This window comes from Rubrivirga litoralis, assembly GCF_031846415.1.
Lineage (GTDB): Bacteria > Bacteroidota > Rhodothermia > Rhodothermales > Rubricoccaceae > Rubrivirga > Rubrivirga litoralis.
In genome coordinates this window covers 20,293-35,254 of the sequence record NZ_JAVRHT010000037.1, presented here as the reverse complement: position 1 = coordinate 35,254, position 14,962 = coordinate 20,293, and the positions used below count along the sequence as shown (strand labels likewise).

At 74.2% G+C, this 14,962-nt stretch carries 12 protein-coding genes; 5 read left to right on the top strand and 7 right to left on the bottom strand.

What is annotated here, in order from left to right; all coding sequences use genetic code 11:
- Nucleotides 1-116 precede the first annotated feature (116 nt).
- Nucleotides 117-1,439 carry a tyrosine-type recombinase/integrase gene (locus tag RM540_RS13575; RefSeq protein ID WP_311665016.1) on the bottom strand — a complete coding sequence of 441 codons (1,323 nt, stop codon included), beginning with the start codon at nucleotides 1,437-1,439 and terminating at the stop codon, nucleotides 117-119.
- A gap of 363 nt (nucleotides 1,440-1,802) precedes the next feature.
- On the opposite strand from RM540_RS13575, the gene RM540_RS13570 reads away from it, so the two are divergent.
- Both RM540_RS13570 and RM540_RS13565 read left to right on the top strand, forming a co-directional pair.
- Complete coding sequence (locus tag RM540_RS13570; RefSeq protein WP_432280810.1) at nucleotides 1,803-2,759, top strand: cobalamin-binding protein; 957 nt, start codon at nucleotides 1,803-1,805, stop codon at nucleotides 2,757-2,759.
- Nucleotides 2,756-3,418, top strand: coding sequence for a Dph6-related ATP pyrophosphatase (locus RM540_RS13565; RefSeq protein WP_311665012.1), 663 nt, complete (start codon nucleotides 2,756-2,758; stop codon nucleotides 3,416-3,418). Before RM540_RS13570 ends, RM540_RS13565 begins: the two co-directional genes overlap by 4 nt.
- A gap of 68 nt (nucleotides 3,419-3,486) precedes the next feature.
- Here RM540_RS13565 and RM540_RS13560 read toward each other — a convergent pair whose 3' ends face one another.
- The 5 genes from RM540_RS13560 to RM540_RS13540 all read right to left on the bottom strand — a co-directional run bounded on the left by RM540_RS13560 (nucleotide 3,487) and on the right by RM540_RS13540 (nucleotide 9,368).
- Nucleotides 3,487-5,151, bottom strand: a complete 1,665-nt coding sequence (locus RM540_RS13560; RefSeq protein ID WP_311665010.1) for a PepSY-associated TM helix domain-containing protein — start codon at nucleotides 5,149-5,151, stop codon at nucleotides 3,487-3,489.
- Nucleotides 5,151-5,435, bottom strand: a complete 285-nt coding sequence (locus tag RM540_RS13555) for a hypothetical protein (RefSeq protein ID WP_311665007.1) — start codon at nucleotides 5,433-5,435, stop codon at nucleotides 5,151-5,153. The genes RM540_RS13560 and RM540_RS13555 overlap by 1 nt, the downstream gene beginning before the upstream one ends.
- The gene (locus RM540_RS13550) at nucleotides 5,432-5,755 is read right to left on the bottom strand and encodes a hypothetical protein (protein WP_311665005.1); all 324 of its coding nucleotides are present in this window, start codon (nucleotides 5,753-5,755) and stop codon (nucleotides 5,432-5,434) included. Before RM540_RS13550 ends, RM540_RS13555 begins: the two co-directional genes overlap by 4 nt.
- A gap of 4 nt (nucleotides 5,756-5,759) precedes the next feature.
- Entirely contained in the window at nucleotides 5,760-8,282 is a 2,523-nt protein-coding gene (locus tag RM540_RS13545; RefSeq protein ID WP_311665001.1) for a TonB-dependent receptor, read from the bottom strand.
- A gap of 150 nt (nucleotides 8,283-8,432) precedes the next feature.
- The gene (locus tag RM540_RS13540; protein WP_311664999.1) at nucleotides 8,433-9,368 is read right to left on the bottom strand and encodes a LysR substrate-binding domain-containing protein; all 936 of its coding nucleotides are present in this window, start codon (nucleotides 9,366-9,368) and stop codon (nucleotides 8,433-8,435) included.
- Nucleotides 9,369-9,568: 200 nt separating this feature from the next.
- On the opposite strand from RM540_RS13540, the gene RM540_RS13535 reads away from it, so the two are divergent.
- Both RM540_RS13535 and RM540_RS13530 read left to right on the top strand, forming a co-directional pair.
- On the top strand, nucleotides 9,569-9,985 hold the full coding sequence (locus RM540_RS13535; RefSeq protein ID WP_311664997.1) for a GreA/GreB family elongation factor: 417 nt from the start codon (nucleotides 9,569-9,571) through the stop codon (nucleotides 9,983-9,985).
- 136 nt (nucleotides 9,986-10,121) lie between these two features.
- Nucleotides 10,122-11,489, top strand: coding sequence for a Glu/Leu/Phe/Val family dehydrogenase (locus tag RM540_RS13530; RefSeq protein ID WP_311664995.1), 1,368 nt, complete (start codon nucleotides 10,122-10,124; stop codon nucleotides 11,487-11,489).
- Nucleotides 11,490-11,672: 183 nt separating this feature from the next.
- Here RM540_RS13530 and RM540_RS13525 read toward each other — a convergent pair whose 3' ends face one another.
- The gene (locus RM540_RS13525; RefSeq protein WP_311664993.1) at nucleotides 11,673-13,904 is read right to left on the bottom strand and encodes a patatin-like phospholipase family protein; all 2,232 of its coding nucleotides are present in this window, start codon (nucleotides 13,902-13,904) and stop codon (nucleotides 11,673-11,675) included.
- Between the two features lie 159 nt (nucleotides 13,905-14,063).
- On the opposite strand from RM540_RS13525, the gene RM540_RS13520 reads away from it, so the two are divergent.
- Nucleotides 14,064-14,960 carry an MBL fold metallo-hydrolase gene (locus RM540_RS13520; protein WP_311664991.1) on the top strand — a complete coding sequence of 299 codons (897 nt, stop codon included), beginning with the start codon at nucleotides 14,064-14,066 and terminating at the stop codon, nucleotides 14,958-14,960.
- Nucleotides 14,961-14,962: the final 2 nt, after the last annotated feature.

Genomic DNA, 14,962 nt, shown 5'->3' with positions numbered 1-14,962 from the left:
TACTAGTGGGCGGGTACGCCAAAGTGGATGAGCAGTCCAGTGCTAGTACTCAGGCGAAGAACCCCAGTGTAGTATGAGCTAACAGGTTACTCCTACCGAAGCCACGGTTACGCAGTTCAGAGCCGGACCGATCGCATGGCGTCGTCGGCCGTCGACCGCTCGAACCCCCGGAGGTACTGCTCCGTGACGCGGACCGACGAGTGCCCGAGGATCCGCTGGATCGTATGGACGTCGGTCCCCTGCTCGAGGAGGTACCCCGCGATCGAGTGGCGCGAGAGGTGGAACCCGACCTTCCGCGGTTTCCCGCTGGCGTCGACGAGGCCGGCGTGCTTCGCGACCTTCAGGAGGTACTTGTCGGCGAGCGCGTTCCGGGCGGCGATCGCGCGGTGGCGGGCCTCGGCTGTCGAGAGGTCGTACCCGTCGAGGATCGAGAACACGCGGTCGCCAGGCGCCTTGTCCCGCCAGCCGCGGGCGTCGAGGAGCGCGACGGCCTCGGGGACAAGGAGGACCCCGTGGAGCTCTTTGGTCTTCCCCATCCGGTAGAACACGCGGACCTCTTGGCCCTCGGGCGTCTCCGAGATGCGGAGGTGCTCGCAACGAAGGAGGGCGACGTCGGAGAACCGCATGCCGCCGGCGTAGAACGCGAAGAGCCACCAGTCGCGGACGTCGCGCGTGAGGCCGGCGGGGATGTCGGCGTGGGCGAGCGCACGGACCTCGTCGAGCGAGAGCTTCCGCTTCTGGGCCCGCTCCTTCTTGAGCTTGACGGCCTTGAACGGGTCGGGCCCGTAGGGGACGGCGCCCTCCTCGACGGCCTGGCGGTACAGCTTGGCGACGGACGTGACCGCCTTGTGGACCGTGTTGGGCCGGTTGCCACACCCGCCGTCGTCCTTCGGCGCGGCGAGGTGGGCGTGGAAGCGGCGGACGAGGCGGGGCGTGACGTCGCGGAAGGCGAGCGCGTCGCGGCCGGTCTCGCGGCGGTGCCAGGCGGCGAGCTTACGCAAGCCGGAACGGTAGGCCTGGAAGGTGTTGATCTGGCCGCGCGTGCGGTAGCCCTGGAGGACGTCGCGGGCGTAGGCGAGGAAGTCGGCGTCGAGCCCGGTGCCGGGCGCCTCGGGGGCGGGCTGGAGCGTGTCGGGCCGGACGACGGCGCGGACGCGGTCGCGGAGGCGGGCGGCGGTCACGCGCTCGGACCCGAGGGCGAGCGTCGTGACCTCGGCCTGCGCCTTGGCCAGGCAGTGCTGGAGGTGCTCGTTGAGCCGGTCGGCCTCGGGGTGCGTCTTGCGGACGGCGGAGGTCCGGTCGTTCCAGTGCTTCGGCCGGACGGAGAGGCCGAGCGAGAGGACGGCGCGGGCGTCGTCGTGGCGGCAGGTGAGGTAGAGCGGGGCCGTGCCGTCGGCGCGTTGCTCGGAGGCGCGGAGGGTGATCTTGACGGAGACCACGGGCGGGGGCGGTCGGGCGGCGCCGGCAGTGCCTGCTAGACACTGCCGGAAACACTGCCGGATTTTTCCTCAGGCATTGCCGGTTTGCCTGGGGCAACAGATTTCCGAACGCCCAATCTAGCTTGGAAACGCCGTTTTCGCCAGCAAACACAGAGCAAACCGGACCCCCTCGAGACTCCCGGCATCTCCACACCAGACCGCCCCTCCCGGCCACCCGCCGGCGAGGGGCGGCTCTGTTTCCAGGCCCCACCAGACCGCCCCGCCCCAGCCTCGGGCTGCCACCCCGCCCCGACGCACCGCGGGCGGGGCGGCGCCCGGCCCACGCTGGACCCGAGCGCTCCAAGTGACGTAGACCGCGGCCACCTGCCCCGCCCCGCCCTGGCCGCCCAGCGAATCGTCTCCCTCCTCCCGAGCGCCACCGAGCTCGTCTGCGCCCTCGGCCTGGGCGACCGCCTCGTCGGCGTGACGCACGAGTGCGACGGGCCGCCGGAGGTTGGTGACCTGCCGCCCGTCACGCGGACGCTCATTCCCCCTGCCGCGACGAGCGGTGAGATTGACGCGCTCGTGCGCGAGCGGTTCGAAGCGGCGGGCGACGACCGCCCCGCCCTCTACACGCTCGACGAAGACGCCCTCGCGGCGCTCGACCCGGACCTGATCGTCACGCAGGCGCTCTGCGACGTGTGTGCCGTCGCCGAGGCCGACGTCCAGGCGGCGGCCTGTCGCCTGCCGGGTTCGCCGCGCGTCCTCAACCTGGAGCCGACGACGCTCGCCGGCGTGTTCGCGTCTATCGACGCCGTCGGCTGCGCGGCGGGCGTCGACGCCGGTCCGGTTGTCCGCGCGCTCGATGCCCGCGTTCGGGCCGTCACCGAGCGCGTGTCTGGCCGGGCGCGCCCGCGCGTCGTCGTGCTGGAGTGGCTCGACCCGCCGTTTTCAGCCGGCCATTGGAACCCGGAGCTGGTCCGGCTCGCAGGCGGGGCGGAGGTCATTGGGCAAGAGGGCGCCCCGTCGCGGACGCTTGACTGGGCCGAGGTCGTCCGCGCCGCGCCCGACATCGTCGTCGTGGCCTGCTGCGGGTTCACGCCCGAGCGGGCGCTGAAGGACGTCGGCGCGTTCGACGGCGTGGCGGGGTGGGAGACGGTCCCGGCCGCACGCGACGGCCGCGTGGTGGTCGTCGACGGGTCCGGCTTGTTCGCGCGGCCGGGGCCGCGCCTGGTCGAGGCGGTCGAGCTGCTCGCGCACCTGTTCCACCCCGACGTGCAGCCGCGGCCCGACGGCGTCGCACCGCCGGTGTGGCTGCCCGGCCTGCCGGTCGCGGCGTGAGGGTCATCCTCTCGTGGAGCAGCGGAAAGGACGCCGCCTGGGCGCTCTGGGTGCTCCGCGATCGCGGCGTCGACGTCAGCGGCTTGCTTACGACATTGGACGAGGCGACCGGGCGGGTCGGCCTGCACGGGGTCCCGCGCGACGTGGTCGAGGCACAGGCCGAGGCCGCCGGGCTCCCGCTCCACACCGTCGCGCTCCCGTGGCCGGCCCCGAACGACGTCTACGAAGCCGCCCTCCGCCCTGCCCTCGCGGCTGCCCGAGACGCGGGCGCCACGCACGTCGCCTTTGGCGACCTCTTCCTGGCGGACATCCGGGCCTACCGCGAGCGGCTCGTGGCTGAGGCCGGGCTCGCCCCGCTCTTTCCGCTCTGGCACCCGCCCGGCGGGACGGCTGCGCTCGCCCAGTCCATGCTCGCAGGCGGCCTCCGCGCGACCGTCACCTGCGCCGACGCGTCCGTCCTCGACGCCTCGTTCGTGGGGCGCCCCTACGACGGCGCCTTCCTGTCTGACCTCCCCGCCCTAGCCGACCCGTGCGGGGAGCGGGGCGAGTTCCACACCGTCTGCACGGGTGGCCCGATGTTCCGCCGGCCGCTCGCGGTCCGCGTCGGCCGAGCCGAGGAGCGGGGCGGGTTCGTCTCCGCCGACGTCCGCGCGGCCTGACTCCGCCCCGCCCACGCCGGGGCGGACGTCCCCCCGCGACGGGCACGGCCAAAAAGGAGGGCGACGGGCTACGCCGGGCGAGGCGACCGCACAACTTCCGGGCGGGGTGGCGTGTGCTGAGGAGCGCCCGGGGACAGGCGGCGGGCCGTCCAGACGAGGAGCGGCGCAGCGAGCGCGAACCCGATGTCGACCCAGAAGACGCCCCACCAGCCGTTCGCGGCGCTCTCCCACGGCCACGGGCCGCCGAGCAGGCCGCTCGCGACTGGCACCGCCGCGCTCAGTACGGCCGCCAGCCCGAGTTGCCACCGCGCCGCGCTCACCGGCGACCGCCCCGCAAAGGCCGCCGCGACGAGGGCCAGCCACACGCCGAAAAACGCAGCGTTCTCCCACGCCACGCGTCCGTCGAGGTCGATCGGGAGCACGCGGGAGGCCAGGAACAGCACGGGCACCGCCGCCACCAGCCCGACGCCCACGCCCACCGTCAGCCGGGCCAGGACTCGGTGGAGGCGCGGCGTGGCGCGCGGGTCCTTGGGCCGGCGCACCAGCACCCACAGCACGTTGCCCGTCAGGATCACGGCGCCCGCGGCGAGCGCGAGCACGAAAAACAGCGCCGTCATCAACCACCCGCCGAACGTGGCAAAGTGGAGCGTGGTCATGGCCGTCGTCGTCGCGCCGAGCGCCGTCGGGCGCCGCGGGTCGGAAACGGCGAGCACCTCGCCCGTCGCCGGGTTCAGGACGGCCTTCCCGGACGCCGTGACGCTCTCGCGCACGCCCGACTCGAAGGCCGCCAACCCGCCCGCGTCGCCCCAGCCGTGGACGTGGAGCACGGTGATCTCGGCGTCGTCCCACAACGGCGGGAGCGCGGCCAGGAGCGCGTCCGGCGACCACATCTCGGCCGCCTCGCCCGTGAGCTCCAGCGGCGGCTCCTCGACGCCCGTCAGGACGGCTTCGAGCGCCCCCTCGTCGCCGTCGAACACGACGAGCAGCGTCGGCCCCAGGATGACGATGAGCAGGCTGAAGAAGGCGCCCGTGACCGCGTACATCACCGTGTACGGCAGGCCCACGAGGCCGAGGACCGTGTGCGCGTCGGCGAGCGCGTCGCGGAGCTTCCCACGCGGCCGGAACGTGTGCCAGTCCCGCGGGAGCTTCCGCAGGTGAATCAGGACGCCGCTCGCGACGCCGAACAGCAGGAACACGGCCGCCAGCCCCGACAGGATGCGCCCGACGAGGCCGGCCTGCGCGAAGTAGTGGAGATCGTAGAGCACCTCCGCCACCCCGCTCCGGCTCCGCGTCGGGAGCACCGCCCCGCTCGTCGCGCTCACCCAGTGGTCGAGCGTGTCGCCGGCCGCGGTCGGGTAGCGGAGCCAGTAGTACGCCCGCTCGGCGAACGGGTACACCAACAGCACATCCGCTCCCTGCGCCGGCGGCCGCTCGCGCAGGATCTCGCCGACGGCCGCGTCCGCCGAGAGCATCGCCCCGGCCGTCTGCTCGGTCGCCCGGAGCGCCGGGTCGGCCCAGGCCTGGATCTCGGCCCGGTAGAGCGCGAACGCCCCGCAGTAGAAGATGACGAACAGGCCGAGCCCCAAGACGACGCCCGTGACGGAGTGGGCGTCCCACAGGAGCTTGAACGCGCGCGGCCCGACAAGCTTCTTCTTTTTCGCGGACGGCGCCGCCCCGCCCGGCGGCGGCGCGGGCGGGGTGGGCGGGCGCGTCGGGCGGGAGATCGTTTCCATCAGAGCGTGGTGAGGGCGGTCACGGCCGCGAAGACGAGGGCCGCCCCGCCCACGCGGAGCCACGCGCCGCGCCCGCTCGGCGCCAGCACCGCCCAGCCGACGACGAGCGCCCAGACGGGCACGCACAGCGCCACGCCCAGCCCGACCGTCCAGCCGAGCGGCACGCCGAGCAGCGGCAGCGCGGTCCCCAGCGCCATGCCGAACAGGAGGAACACGGCAAAGCCGCCCAGGACGGCCGCCGTCCCCTTTCCCCACCCCTCGCCGCGTGTCCAGGCGTGCTTCATCGGTTCAAGGGGGCGGGGCGGGCGGGGCGGGCGCCTCGGGCGGGGCGCGTACCGCGGGCGGGGCGGGCCACTTCGGGGAGCAGGAACGGACCCGCCACGGCGAGGACCGAGGCGACGGTCATCATCACTGTCACCACCAGCACCGGCCCCACGCCCGGCCCGTACGCGGCGACGGAGAGCGCCAGCGCGGCGGCGGCCAGCCCGGCGCCGGCCCACCGGAGCGGGCGGGGCGGCCCGGCCGGCGCCGACTGCCGGCCCGGCGCGGCGGCGTAGAACGCCCCGTAGGCGGCGGCGGCGAGGAGGAGCGAGAGGGCGGCCATGGAATCAGATCGAGACGTCGAGGCTGAGCCCGATCACGCGCGGGAGCGAAAAGCGGACGACGGGCTGCCCGAACGAGTCGAACGTCCGCCGCGTGGCGATGTCCTCGTCGAGCAGGTTGCGGGCGAACGCGGCCACTCGCGCCTCGACGCCCCGGAGCCCGAAGGCGTAGCCCACCTGCCCGTTGACGATCGTGTAGTCGCCCGCCCGCAGGAGCGGGTCGTTGCCGCCGTCCGGCAGCGTGCCCACGTCGTCGTAGAACGGGCCGGTGTAGCTGGCGCTCAAGGCGGCGAACGGGCCGGAGCCTGGCTCGTAGACGGCGCCCAGCGAGACCGTCTCGCCGGACGAGGCCGGGAACTGGTAGCCCGCGAGGTCGCGCCCAGCCAGCACGAACTCGTCGAACTCGGTGTGGACGAGGCCGCCCGAGCCGAACACCGTCAGCCCGCGCGCGGCGACGGCGCGGAGCTCGATCTCGGCGCCGTACAGCGTCGAGGCGCCCGCGTTGACCGTCTGCGTGAGCGTCGTGCCCTCGACCGGGATGCGGACCTGCTGGTCGGTCCAGTCGGTGTAGAAGGCGTTGGCGTTGGCCGTGAGCCGGCCGCCGAGCCAGCGGCTCCGGAGCGCGAGCTCGTAGTTCCAGGTGTACTCCGGGTCGTAGACGTTGCGCTGGCCCGTCGTCAGCACCTCGGCGCCGCCGGCCCGGTAGCCGCGCTGGACGACGGCCCCGAGCGAGAGGTCGGGCGTGACGTCGAGGGTCGCGCCGAGCTTGGGCAGGAGCGCGTTGTAGCTGGCGCTCGGGTTCTGCTCGCCGCTCTCGATCTGCGCCTGGAGCGTCTGGACGACGAGCGCCGTCGTGGCGGCGTCGAACGGGCTGTCCGGGAGCGAGATCGTGGCGTCCTGCTCGCTCCGCTCCTCGTACTCCTCGTAGTCGTACCGGAGCCCGGCCGTCAGCGTGAGCCGGTCGGGCAGGACCTCGTGGTTGACCTCGCCGAAGAGGGCCACGTTCACGCTCTCGGTCGAGAGCGGGTTGTCCGTCTCGTACAAGACCTCGAACGGTGGCAGCGACGCGCCGGCCGGGATCAGCCCCAGCTGAACGGCCGCCCGCGTCAGGTTCCCCTCGACGATGGGGAACACGTCGCCCCGGTCGACCCGGAAGCCGCTGAACGCGAACCGGCCGGCGTAGCCGCCGACAACGGCCGTCGTCCGGTCGGTGACGACGTTGAGCCGGAGCTCCTGCGTCACGTCGTCGCCGTCGACCACGCTCCGCTGGCCGACCGGGATGACGACGTCGGGGTCGGAGTCCTGCTGCTCCAGGCTGTCGTACGTTCGCTCGTTGGCGAGGTAGCCGGTCAGCGACGTGATCGTCAGCGCGTCCGTGAGGTCGTAGGCGGCCTCCAGCGACACGTTGTGCGTCCGGTTGTCGTCGAGGACGGTGAACGGCGACGTGCTCTCGCGGGCCTCGAAGTCGGGGCCGTTGGCGTTGAAGTAGATGTTGGGCCGGTCGTAGGCGTAGCCGTAGGCGAGCCGGGCCGAGAAGCCCGGGAGCGCCGTCGGCGTAAACAGGAGCCGGGCCTTGGCGCTGGCATAGCCGTTCTCGGTCGCGTCGGAGAGGTCGAAGCCCTCGTCCTCCAGCGCCGTGTACCGGAAGCCGGTGTCCTCGCGCTGGAGCTCGCCGGAGAGCCGGAACGCGAGTTGGTCGGCGACGAGCGGGCCGGTCAGCATGAGCGCGCCCTCGGCCGTCTCCTGGCTGCCGCCGCGGAGCCGAGCCGCCGCGCCGTACTCGAACGACGGGTCCTTGGAGCGGATCGAGACGGCGCCCGCGAGCGCGTTCCGCCCGGCGACCGTCGACTGCGGCCCGCGGAAGACCTCGACGGCCTCGACGTCCCACGTCCCCCGCGCGCCGGACCGCGTCGAGGCCTGGTTCTGGGCGATCCCATCGATGTAGAGCTGGGCCGTGGTGCCCTGCCCGCCGAACCCGACGCCGGCGCTGTTGATGCCGCGGATGACGAACCCGCCGACCCCGTTGCCGGAGAAGTTGCCCACCAGGAGCCCCGCGTCGCGCCAGTCCCGGATGGGGAGCGCGTTCAGCGCGCCGTCCCCGACGACGGCCACGCTGGACTGCGTCTCCTGGAGGTTGCGGACGAACTTCTCGCTGCGCACGACGACCTCGGCCAGCCGGCCGTCCTCCTCCGCCAGCCGGAAGTCGAGCGCGACCGTCTCGCCGTCCGCGACCGTTGCGGTCTGCTCGGCCGCGACGAACCCCACGAACGACGCCGTGAGTACGGCCGGCCCGGCGGGCACGTCGCGGAGCACGAACCGCCCGAACGCGTCGGCCGCCCCGCCCCGCTCCACCCCGCCCCGCTCGGGGGCGGCCAGACGGACCGTCGCGCCGGGGAGCGGCTGCCCATTTTCGGCGTCGACGACGCGGCCGGTCACGGTGCCCGTCTGGGCGAGGGCGGCCGGGGCGGCCAGGAGCAGCGCCAGCACGGCGCCGAGGCGGCGGGCGGAGGGGCGGGGCGGGACGTTCACGGGGGCGGGGCGGCGAGCGGGCGGGGCGACTGTCTAGACCGGATCCAAATGTAGACCTAGTCCAGATAAGAGGGGTCGACGCCCCTGGCTTTACCCCTTCTCCTTCCGACCGCCCCGCCCGTACCGGCCCCAGCGCAGGCGCTCCCGCCGCTACCGCCCGGGCGTGTAGAGGACGGCGCCCGGGGGAAGGTCGGCCGCGACCGCGCGCGCGACCTCGGCCGCGAACGCCCGCACCAGGTGCCGCCGCACGAGCGTCGTCGCGTACACCAGGCGGACCGTCCGCGACGGGGCCGGCGCCCGGAACGGCCGGACCGACTCGGGCGCGTGGGACCCCCCGCCTTGGACGGCCAGCCACGGCAGGAGCGTCATCCCGAAGCCGCGGTCGACGATCCGCTGGAGCGTTTCGAGGTTTCCGCTCTCGAACTGGGCCGCCTTCGCGTCTGGCCGCCCCGCCCCCCGCGCCAGGAGAGCGAGCGCCTGGTCGCGGAAGCAGTGGCCCTCGCGCATGAGCCACACGTCGCCCGGGCTTAAGTCCTCGGGCTCCATCTCGGCGCGGCCGTAGAGCCGGTGGCCCGGGGCCACGTAGCCCACGAGCGGCTCCTCGAACAGGGGCACCTCCTCGATGCCCCGCACGGGCGGCGCCGTCGCCGTCAGCCCGGCGTCCAACAGGTCGCGCCGGACGTGGTCCACGATGGCCTCCGCCATGAGCTCCTCAAACACGAGCTCGACATCGGGATAGCGCCGCGCGAACGGGGCGATCACGAGCGGGACGAGGTACGGGGCCAGCGTCGAGAGGACGCCCACGCGGAGCTCGCCCGCCAGCTCGCCCGTCGCCTCACTCACCAGGTCCTCCAGTCGCTCCGCCTCGGCGAGTACGTGCCGGGCCTGCGCGACCACGGCCCGGCCCAGCTCCGTCGGCACGATGGGATGGGCCGAGCGGTCGAAGAGGACGGCGCCCAGCCCCGCCTCGAGCGCCTGGACGCCGGCGCTGAGCGCGGGCTGCGTGACGTGGCACGCCTCGGCGGCCCGTCCAAAGTGGCCGTGTCGATCCAGGGCGACGGCGTAGGCGAGCTGGAGGAGGGTCACAGCGATAAGACGGGGTTATCAGCGGATGCGCACAAACGATTGGACCGATCAATGGTAGCGCCCGATCCTTCCGCCAGCCTGGCGCCCCGCCCGGCTCGGGCCGCAGCCCGTCCCCCACCCCGCCCCGCCCCGCCGAGGGCTAGAGGTCGCCTCTGGCTCCCGGCGCTGTGCCCCGCTCGGCGGGCCTCCTCGTGCTCCCCATGACCACGCGCCCCCTCACCCTCACCGACCCCGACCGCACCACGATCGGCCAGCTTCTCGCCTCGCGGAACGCGACCGCCCCCGAGGCCCGCACGCTGGCCGACCTCGTCGTCGGTCTGAGCGAGTCCGTCGTCGTCCACTCGTCGGAGATCTCCCCCACCGTCGTCACGCTGAACTCGCGCGTCCGCATCCGCACGCTGGGCACGGGCGCCGAGCGCGTGCTCACGCTCGTCGCCGGCCAGTCGGACCTCCGCGCGGGCCGCGTTTCTGTGTTCGCGCCCATCGGGGGCGCCCTGCTCGGCCGCCGCGAGGGCGACGTCGTCGCGTGCGACGTGCCGGCGGGCCGGACGCAGTTCCAGATCGAGGCCGTCCTCTACCAGCCCGAGGCCGCCGGCGCCGAGCGCGTCGCCGCCTGAGCGGCGGGGGCGGGGCGGGACGTGGTCCTCGGAGCGGACCCCGCCCGCTCCTCCGCCGTACGTTCACTCGCCGCTTCCGCCGGCCGCCCCGCCCCACGCCAGGGCTTCCCCTCCCAGAACCGCCCCGCCCATCCTTATGGCCTCCACGTCTCCCCCCCCGTCCGCACAGTCCCCCGAAGAGCTGAACCCCTTCGCAATCGCGCAGGAGCAGTTTAGCCACGCCGTCCGGTACCTCCCGGAGCTGGACTCGGGCCTCGTCGAGTTCATGATCCGCCCCGAGCGGGTGCTCACGGTCGAGTTCCCGATCCAGAAGGACGATGGGACCGTCGAGAACTTCGTGGGCCACCGCGTGCTCCACAACCACGTCCGCGGGCCGGGCAAGGGCGGCATCCGGTTCCACCCGAGCGTGAACGCCGACGAGGTCCGCGCGCTGGCCGCGTGGATGACGTGGAAGTGCGCCGTCGTCGACGTCCCGTTCGGCGGGGCCAAGGGCGGCGTCGAGTGCGACCCGACCCAGCTGACCGAGGGCGACCTCCGGCGGATCACGCGCCGGTTCATCTCGCAGCTCGGCGACGCCATCGGCCCGTTCGTCGACATCCCGGCCCCGGACGTGAACACGAACGCCCGGACGATGGCCTGGATCTACGACACGTACGCCGTGATGCACCCGGGCGAGAACAACCTGCCGGTCGTGACCGGCAAGCCGCTGGACATGGGCGGCTCGCGGGGGCGCCCCGAGGCGACCGGCCGCGGCGTCCTCTTCGCCTGCGAGCAGGCGCTCCGCCGCGGGCTCGTCGACGGGCTCGACTCGGTCGAGGGCGCCACGGTCGTGGTCCAGGGCTTCGGGAACGTGGGCGCGACGGCGGCCGAGCTGTTCCACGAGGCTGGCGCGCGCGTGATCGCCATCAGCGACGTCTCGGGCGGCGTCCACAACGCGGACGGCATCGACATCCAGGCGGCGCTGGCGCTCCGCGACGAGACCGGGTTCGTCAAGGGCCTCGACGGCACGGAGCCGATCTCGAACGACGACCTCCTCGCCCTCGCGTGCGACGTGCTCGTCCCGGCCGCGCTCGAAAACCAGATCCGCGCCGACAACGTGGACCGCATCCAGGCTCGGTTCGTGGTCGAGGGCGCCAACGGCCCCACGACGCCGGCCGCCGACCGCGCGCTCTTCGAGCGGGGCGTCCCCGTGCTCCCGGACATCCTGGCCAACGCCGGCGGCGTGACCGTGAGCTACTACGAGTGGGTCCAGAACCAGGAGAACGAGCAGTGGGAGGAGGAGGAGGTCAACGGCCGGCTCCTCCGCAAGATGAACCGGGCGGTCGACGCCGTGGTCGACACGCAGGAGCGGATCAACGGTGACCTCGACGCGATCGGGGCGGCCCGCGCCGAGCGCGGCCTGAACGGGCAGCCGCTCGGGGCCATCGACCTCCGCACCGCGGCCTACGTCCTCGCCATCCAGCGCGTGTCCGACGTCACGCTCCAGCGCGGCATCTGGCCGTAGGGAGCAGGCGGACCCCTCCGCCGCGAAACCGCCCCGCCCCGCCCCGCCCGTGCTGCGCGGGCGGGGTGGCGGCTAGAGCAATATGCAGGGAGGTACAGGGTACTCGGTACGAGGTACGCGCGCGTCGAGGTCGGATCGGACCGTGCCTCGTACCCGGTACCCCGTACCCACCCAAAGGGTGCTCTAGAACGAGCGGCCGACGGAGAAGACGACCTGCGGCACGCCGTCGAAGTCGGTGGCGACTGTGAGCGAGGCCGGGCCGGCCAGCGTGACCACACCGAGTTGGGCGCCAACGCCGCCGCGGACGTCGTCCGTGTCGAGCGACCACGAATCGCCGGCGCGGCCGGCGTTCGCGGTCACGCGCGCAAAGACCTCGTCGACAACCTCGAACTGGACGCTGACCGCGGCGAGTTGGCTGGCCCGGCCGGCGAGCTCGAGCCGCTCCGTCCCGTAGAGCGGGAAAAAGCGGCCGGGTAAGAGCGACGGCACCACCGCCCCACCCAGGAACGAGAGCCGGTCGGCGGGCAGATCCTCGCCCCAGGCGCGCGTGGCCGCGGCGCGGGCGCCGACGCTGAGCCCGCGCGCGAGCGGCACCCACAGCTCGGCGTCGGCCGACACGTGGCGGAACGACGCGCCCACGCCGGGCGCCCATTCGGCCGTGGCCAGCGCCCGGACGCCCCGCGACGGGAACGCCTCCCGGTCCCGGTCATCGACCGCCGCGAACGCCGAGGCCGACGCGTACGTCCAGGACGTGCCCTCGACGCCCTCGGGCGCCACGTCGGGCGCGTCGCGGACGTAGGCGACGTTCGGCCCGACGCCGGTGAGTATGGCGTCGAGCAGGATCGGCCCGCCGAGCACCGACGCCGAGACCACGTCGAGCCGGCCCTGCGCCGTCGGCCGGACAGCCCCAGTAAAGACGGGGACCGGCACGCTGACGTAGCCGGCCTGGGCCGCGACCGACAGGGGCTCGTCGATCCCCAGGCGCGTAAAGTAGCCGCCCTGGAGCTGCACCTGCTCGCCCAGCCGGGCGTCCAGCCGCGTCGTGCTCCCGAACTGGACGAGGTCGCGGAGCTGGAGCGAGAACAAGAGCGCCGCGTCGTACACCGTGTCGTAGCGGAACCCGAACCCGAGGCGGTCCCCGTTCGACCGCCGGACGTCGAGGACGAGCGTGGGGACGGCCGCCCCGCTCACGACGGCCGCGCTGTCGGACGCGGCGCCGACGACGCGGTAGGTGATGATGTCGAAGGCGCCAGATGCGTAGACGCGCCGGACCGCCGCCTCGGCGTCGGCGGCCGTGAGGTCGGCCGGGAAGGTCAGCCCCAGGCGGCGGCGGACGAGCTTCTCGGCCTCCCCGCCCGCCTCCACGCCCACGACGGCGACGGTGTCGGCCCGGAACGTGCGCGCGGCGGGCGCGGTGGGCGGGGCGGCGGCGGCGCGGCCGACCCGGTTGGCGAGCGCGTCGAGCTCGGCCCGTTTGGCCTCGGCCGCCGCCACTCCGCGGGCGATCCACTCGGCTCCGGCGTCGAACGAGAACGACGAGAGCCCCTCGGTCTCGGGCTCGATGAGCACGTCGCACAGCGCCTTCTGATCGCCCAGGCTCTGCTCCGACTGGTAGAACGCGGCGTGGACGAGCACGTCGAAAAACGAGTCGAGACCGTCGGTCGCCTCGTCGATCACCCTCGACACGTCGACGCACACGAGCACGTCGGCGCCGAGCGCGAGCGCGTCCTCGGCCGGGAGGTTCCGGGCCACGCCGCCGTCGATGTAGCGGCGGCCGTCGATGGCGACGGGCGTGAACAGGCTCGGCAGCGACATGCTCGCGCGGATCGCGAGCGGGAGGTACCCCGAGGTCAGCCGCCGCGGCTCGCCGGTCTCGACGTCGACGACGACGGCGGCGAACGGGCGCGGGAGCTGGGTAAAGTCCTGGACGTCCTGGACTGGCCACAGGAGACTCGTGAGCAGCTCGAACACGTTCTGCCCCGCGACGAGCCCGGACGGGAGCCCGAGCGAGCCGCCCTCGATGGGGAGCGAGACCAGAACGCCCCCCCCGCCCACGCGGGCCTCGGGCGCCACCAGCCGCCGGTCGACGGCGTCGTCGAACAGGCCGATCCAGTCGCGCCCCTCGACGATGGCCTCCAGCGAGTCGGTCGGGTACCCGGCCGCGTAGAGGCCGCCGACGATGGCCCCCATGCTCGTGCCCGTGACGAGGTCGACCGGCACGCCGGCCGCCTCGATGGCGCGGATCGCCCCGACGTGGGCGAGCCCCTTGGCCGCCCCGCCCGAGAGGACCAGCCCGACCGTCGGGCGCTCGGGCGGGGCGGCGGCCGAGTCGGCCGTCTGGGCGGCGGCGGCCGGCGCGAGGAGCGCGAGGACGAGGCCGCCGACGAGGCGGGCGGGGCGGGAGATCAGGCTCATGCGGTCGGGGGCGGGGCGGGGAGGTACGGGCTACGGGGGGCGGGGCTCCGCCTGCGAGGAGAGCACACGCGGCCCCGCCCCGCCCGTAGCCGCCCCGCCCGGATCCGCGCGTCTGCGTTCGGGGTTGCCGCCGTCCGCCCCGCTGCCCCGCCCCGCCCGATGCCCCTCAGCCGCCGCCAGTTTCTCGCCCGCACGTCGGTCGCCGCCGCCGGCCTCCCGCTCGCCGCGCCGGCGCTGCGGGCCGCCGTCCGCCCCGCCCGCCGCGCCGAGTTCACGCCCATCCGCCGGGGCGTCGGCTTTTTCAGCGGGCGGGGCGGGACGATCGGGTACCTCCAGACGCCGGACGCGCTCGTCGCCGTCGACGCCCAGTTCCCGGAGTCGGCCGAGGCGTTCCTCGCCGGCCTCCGCGACGGGTCGGCGCGCGGGCTCGACCTGCTCGTCAACACGCACCACCACGGCGACCACACGGCGGGCAACGCCGTGCTCGCGCCGGTCGCGGACATCCACGTCGCGCACGAGGCGGTCCCGGGCCTCCAGCGCGCGGCGGCCGTCCAGCGGGGGACGTACGACGCCCAGCGCTACCCGTCCGAGACGTACGCCCGGACGTGGAGCGCCGAGGTGGGCGGGGAGGTCGTCGCGCTCCGCTACCTCGGCCCCGCCCACACGTGCGGCGACTCAGTTGTCCACTTCGAGCGGGCCGACGTGGTGCACATGGGCGACCTCGTGTTCAACCGCCGCCAGCCGTTTATCGACGCCGGCGCCGGGGCCTCGGTGGCGGGGTGGATCGACGTGCTCGAAGCGACGCACGGAGCGTTCTCCGACGACACCGTGTTCGTCTTCGGCCACGCCGGCGAGGGCTACCCGGTGACGGGCGGGCGGTCCGAGCTCCTCGTCATGCGCGACTTTCTCGGGGCGGCCCGCGAGGCGGTCGCGCAGGCGCTCGCCGCCGGCCGCTCGGCCGAGCAGATCGTGGGCGCCGAGGTCCCCGGATTCGAGGCGTGGGGGCCGATGCCGGCCCGCGTGGTCGACCCCATCGCCGCCGAGCTCGCCCCCTGACC

Excerpts from the sequence above, each read along its gene's own strand:
- RM540_RS13560 (WP_311665010.1), bottom strand. The coding sequence starts at position 5,151 with ATGGAAACGATCTCCCGCCCGACGCGCCCGCCCACCCCGCCCGCGCCG.
- RM540_RS13555 (WP_311665007.1), bottom strand. The coding sequence starts at position 5,435 with ATGAAGCACGCCTGGACACGCGGCGAGGGGTGGGGAAAGGGGACGGCG.
- RM540_RS13550 (WP_311665005.1), bottom strand. The coding sequence starts at position 5,755 with ATGGCCGCCCTCTCGCTCCTCCTCGCCGCCGCCGCCTACGGGGCGTTC.
- RM540_RS13535 (WP_311664997.1), top strand. The coding sequence starts at position 9,569 with ATGACCACGCGCCCCCTCACCCTCACCGACCCCGACCGCACCACGATC.
- RM540_RS13530 (WP_311664995.1), top strand. The coding sequence starts at position 10,122 with ATGGCCTCCACGTCTCCCCCCCCGTCCGCACAGTCCCCCGAAGAGCTG.
- RM540_RS13525 (WP_311664993.1), bottom strand. The coding sequence starts at position 13,904 with ATGAGCCTGATCTCCCGCCCCGCCCGCCTCGTCGGCGGCCTCGTCCTC.
- RM540_RS13520 (WP_311664991.1), top strand. The coding sequence starts at position 14,064 with ATGCCCCTCAGCCGCCGCCAGTTTCTCGCCCGCACGTCGGTCGCCGCC.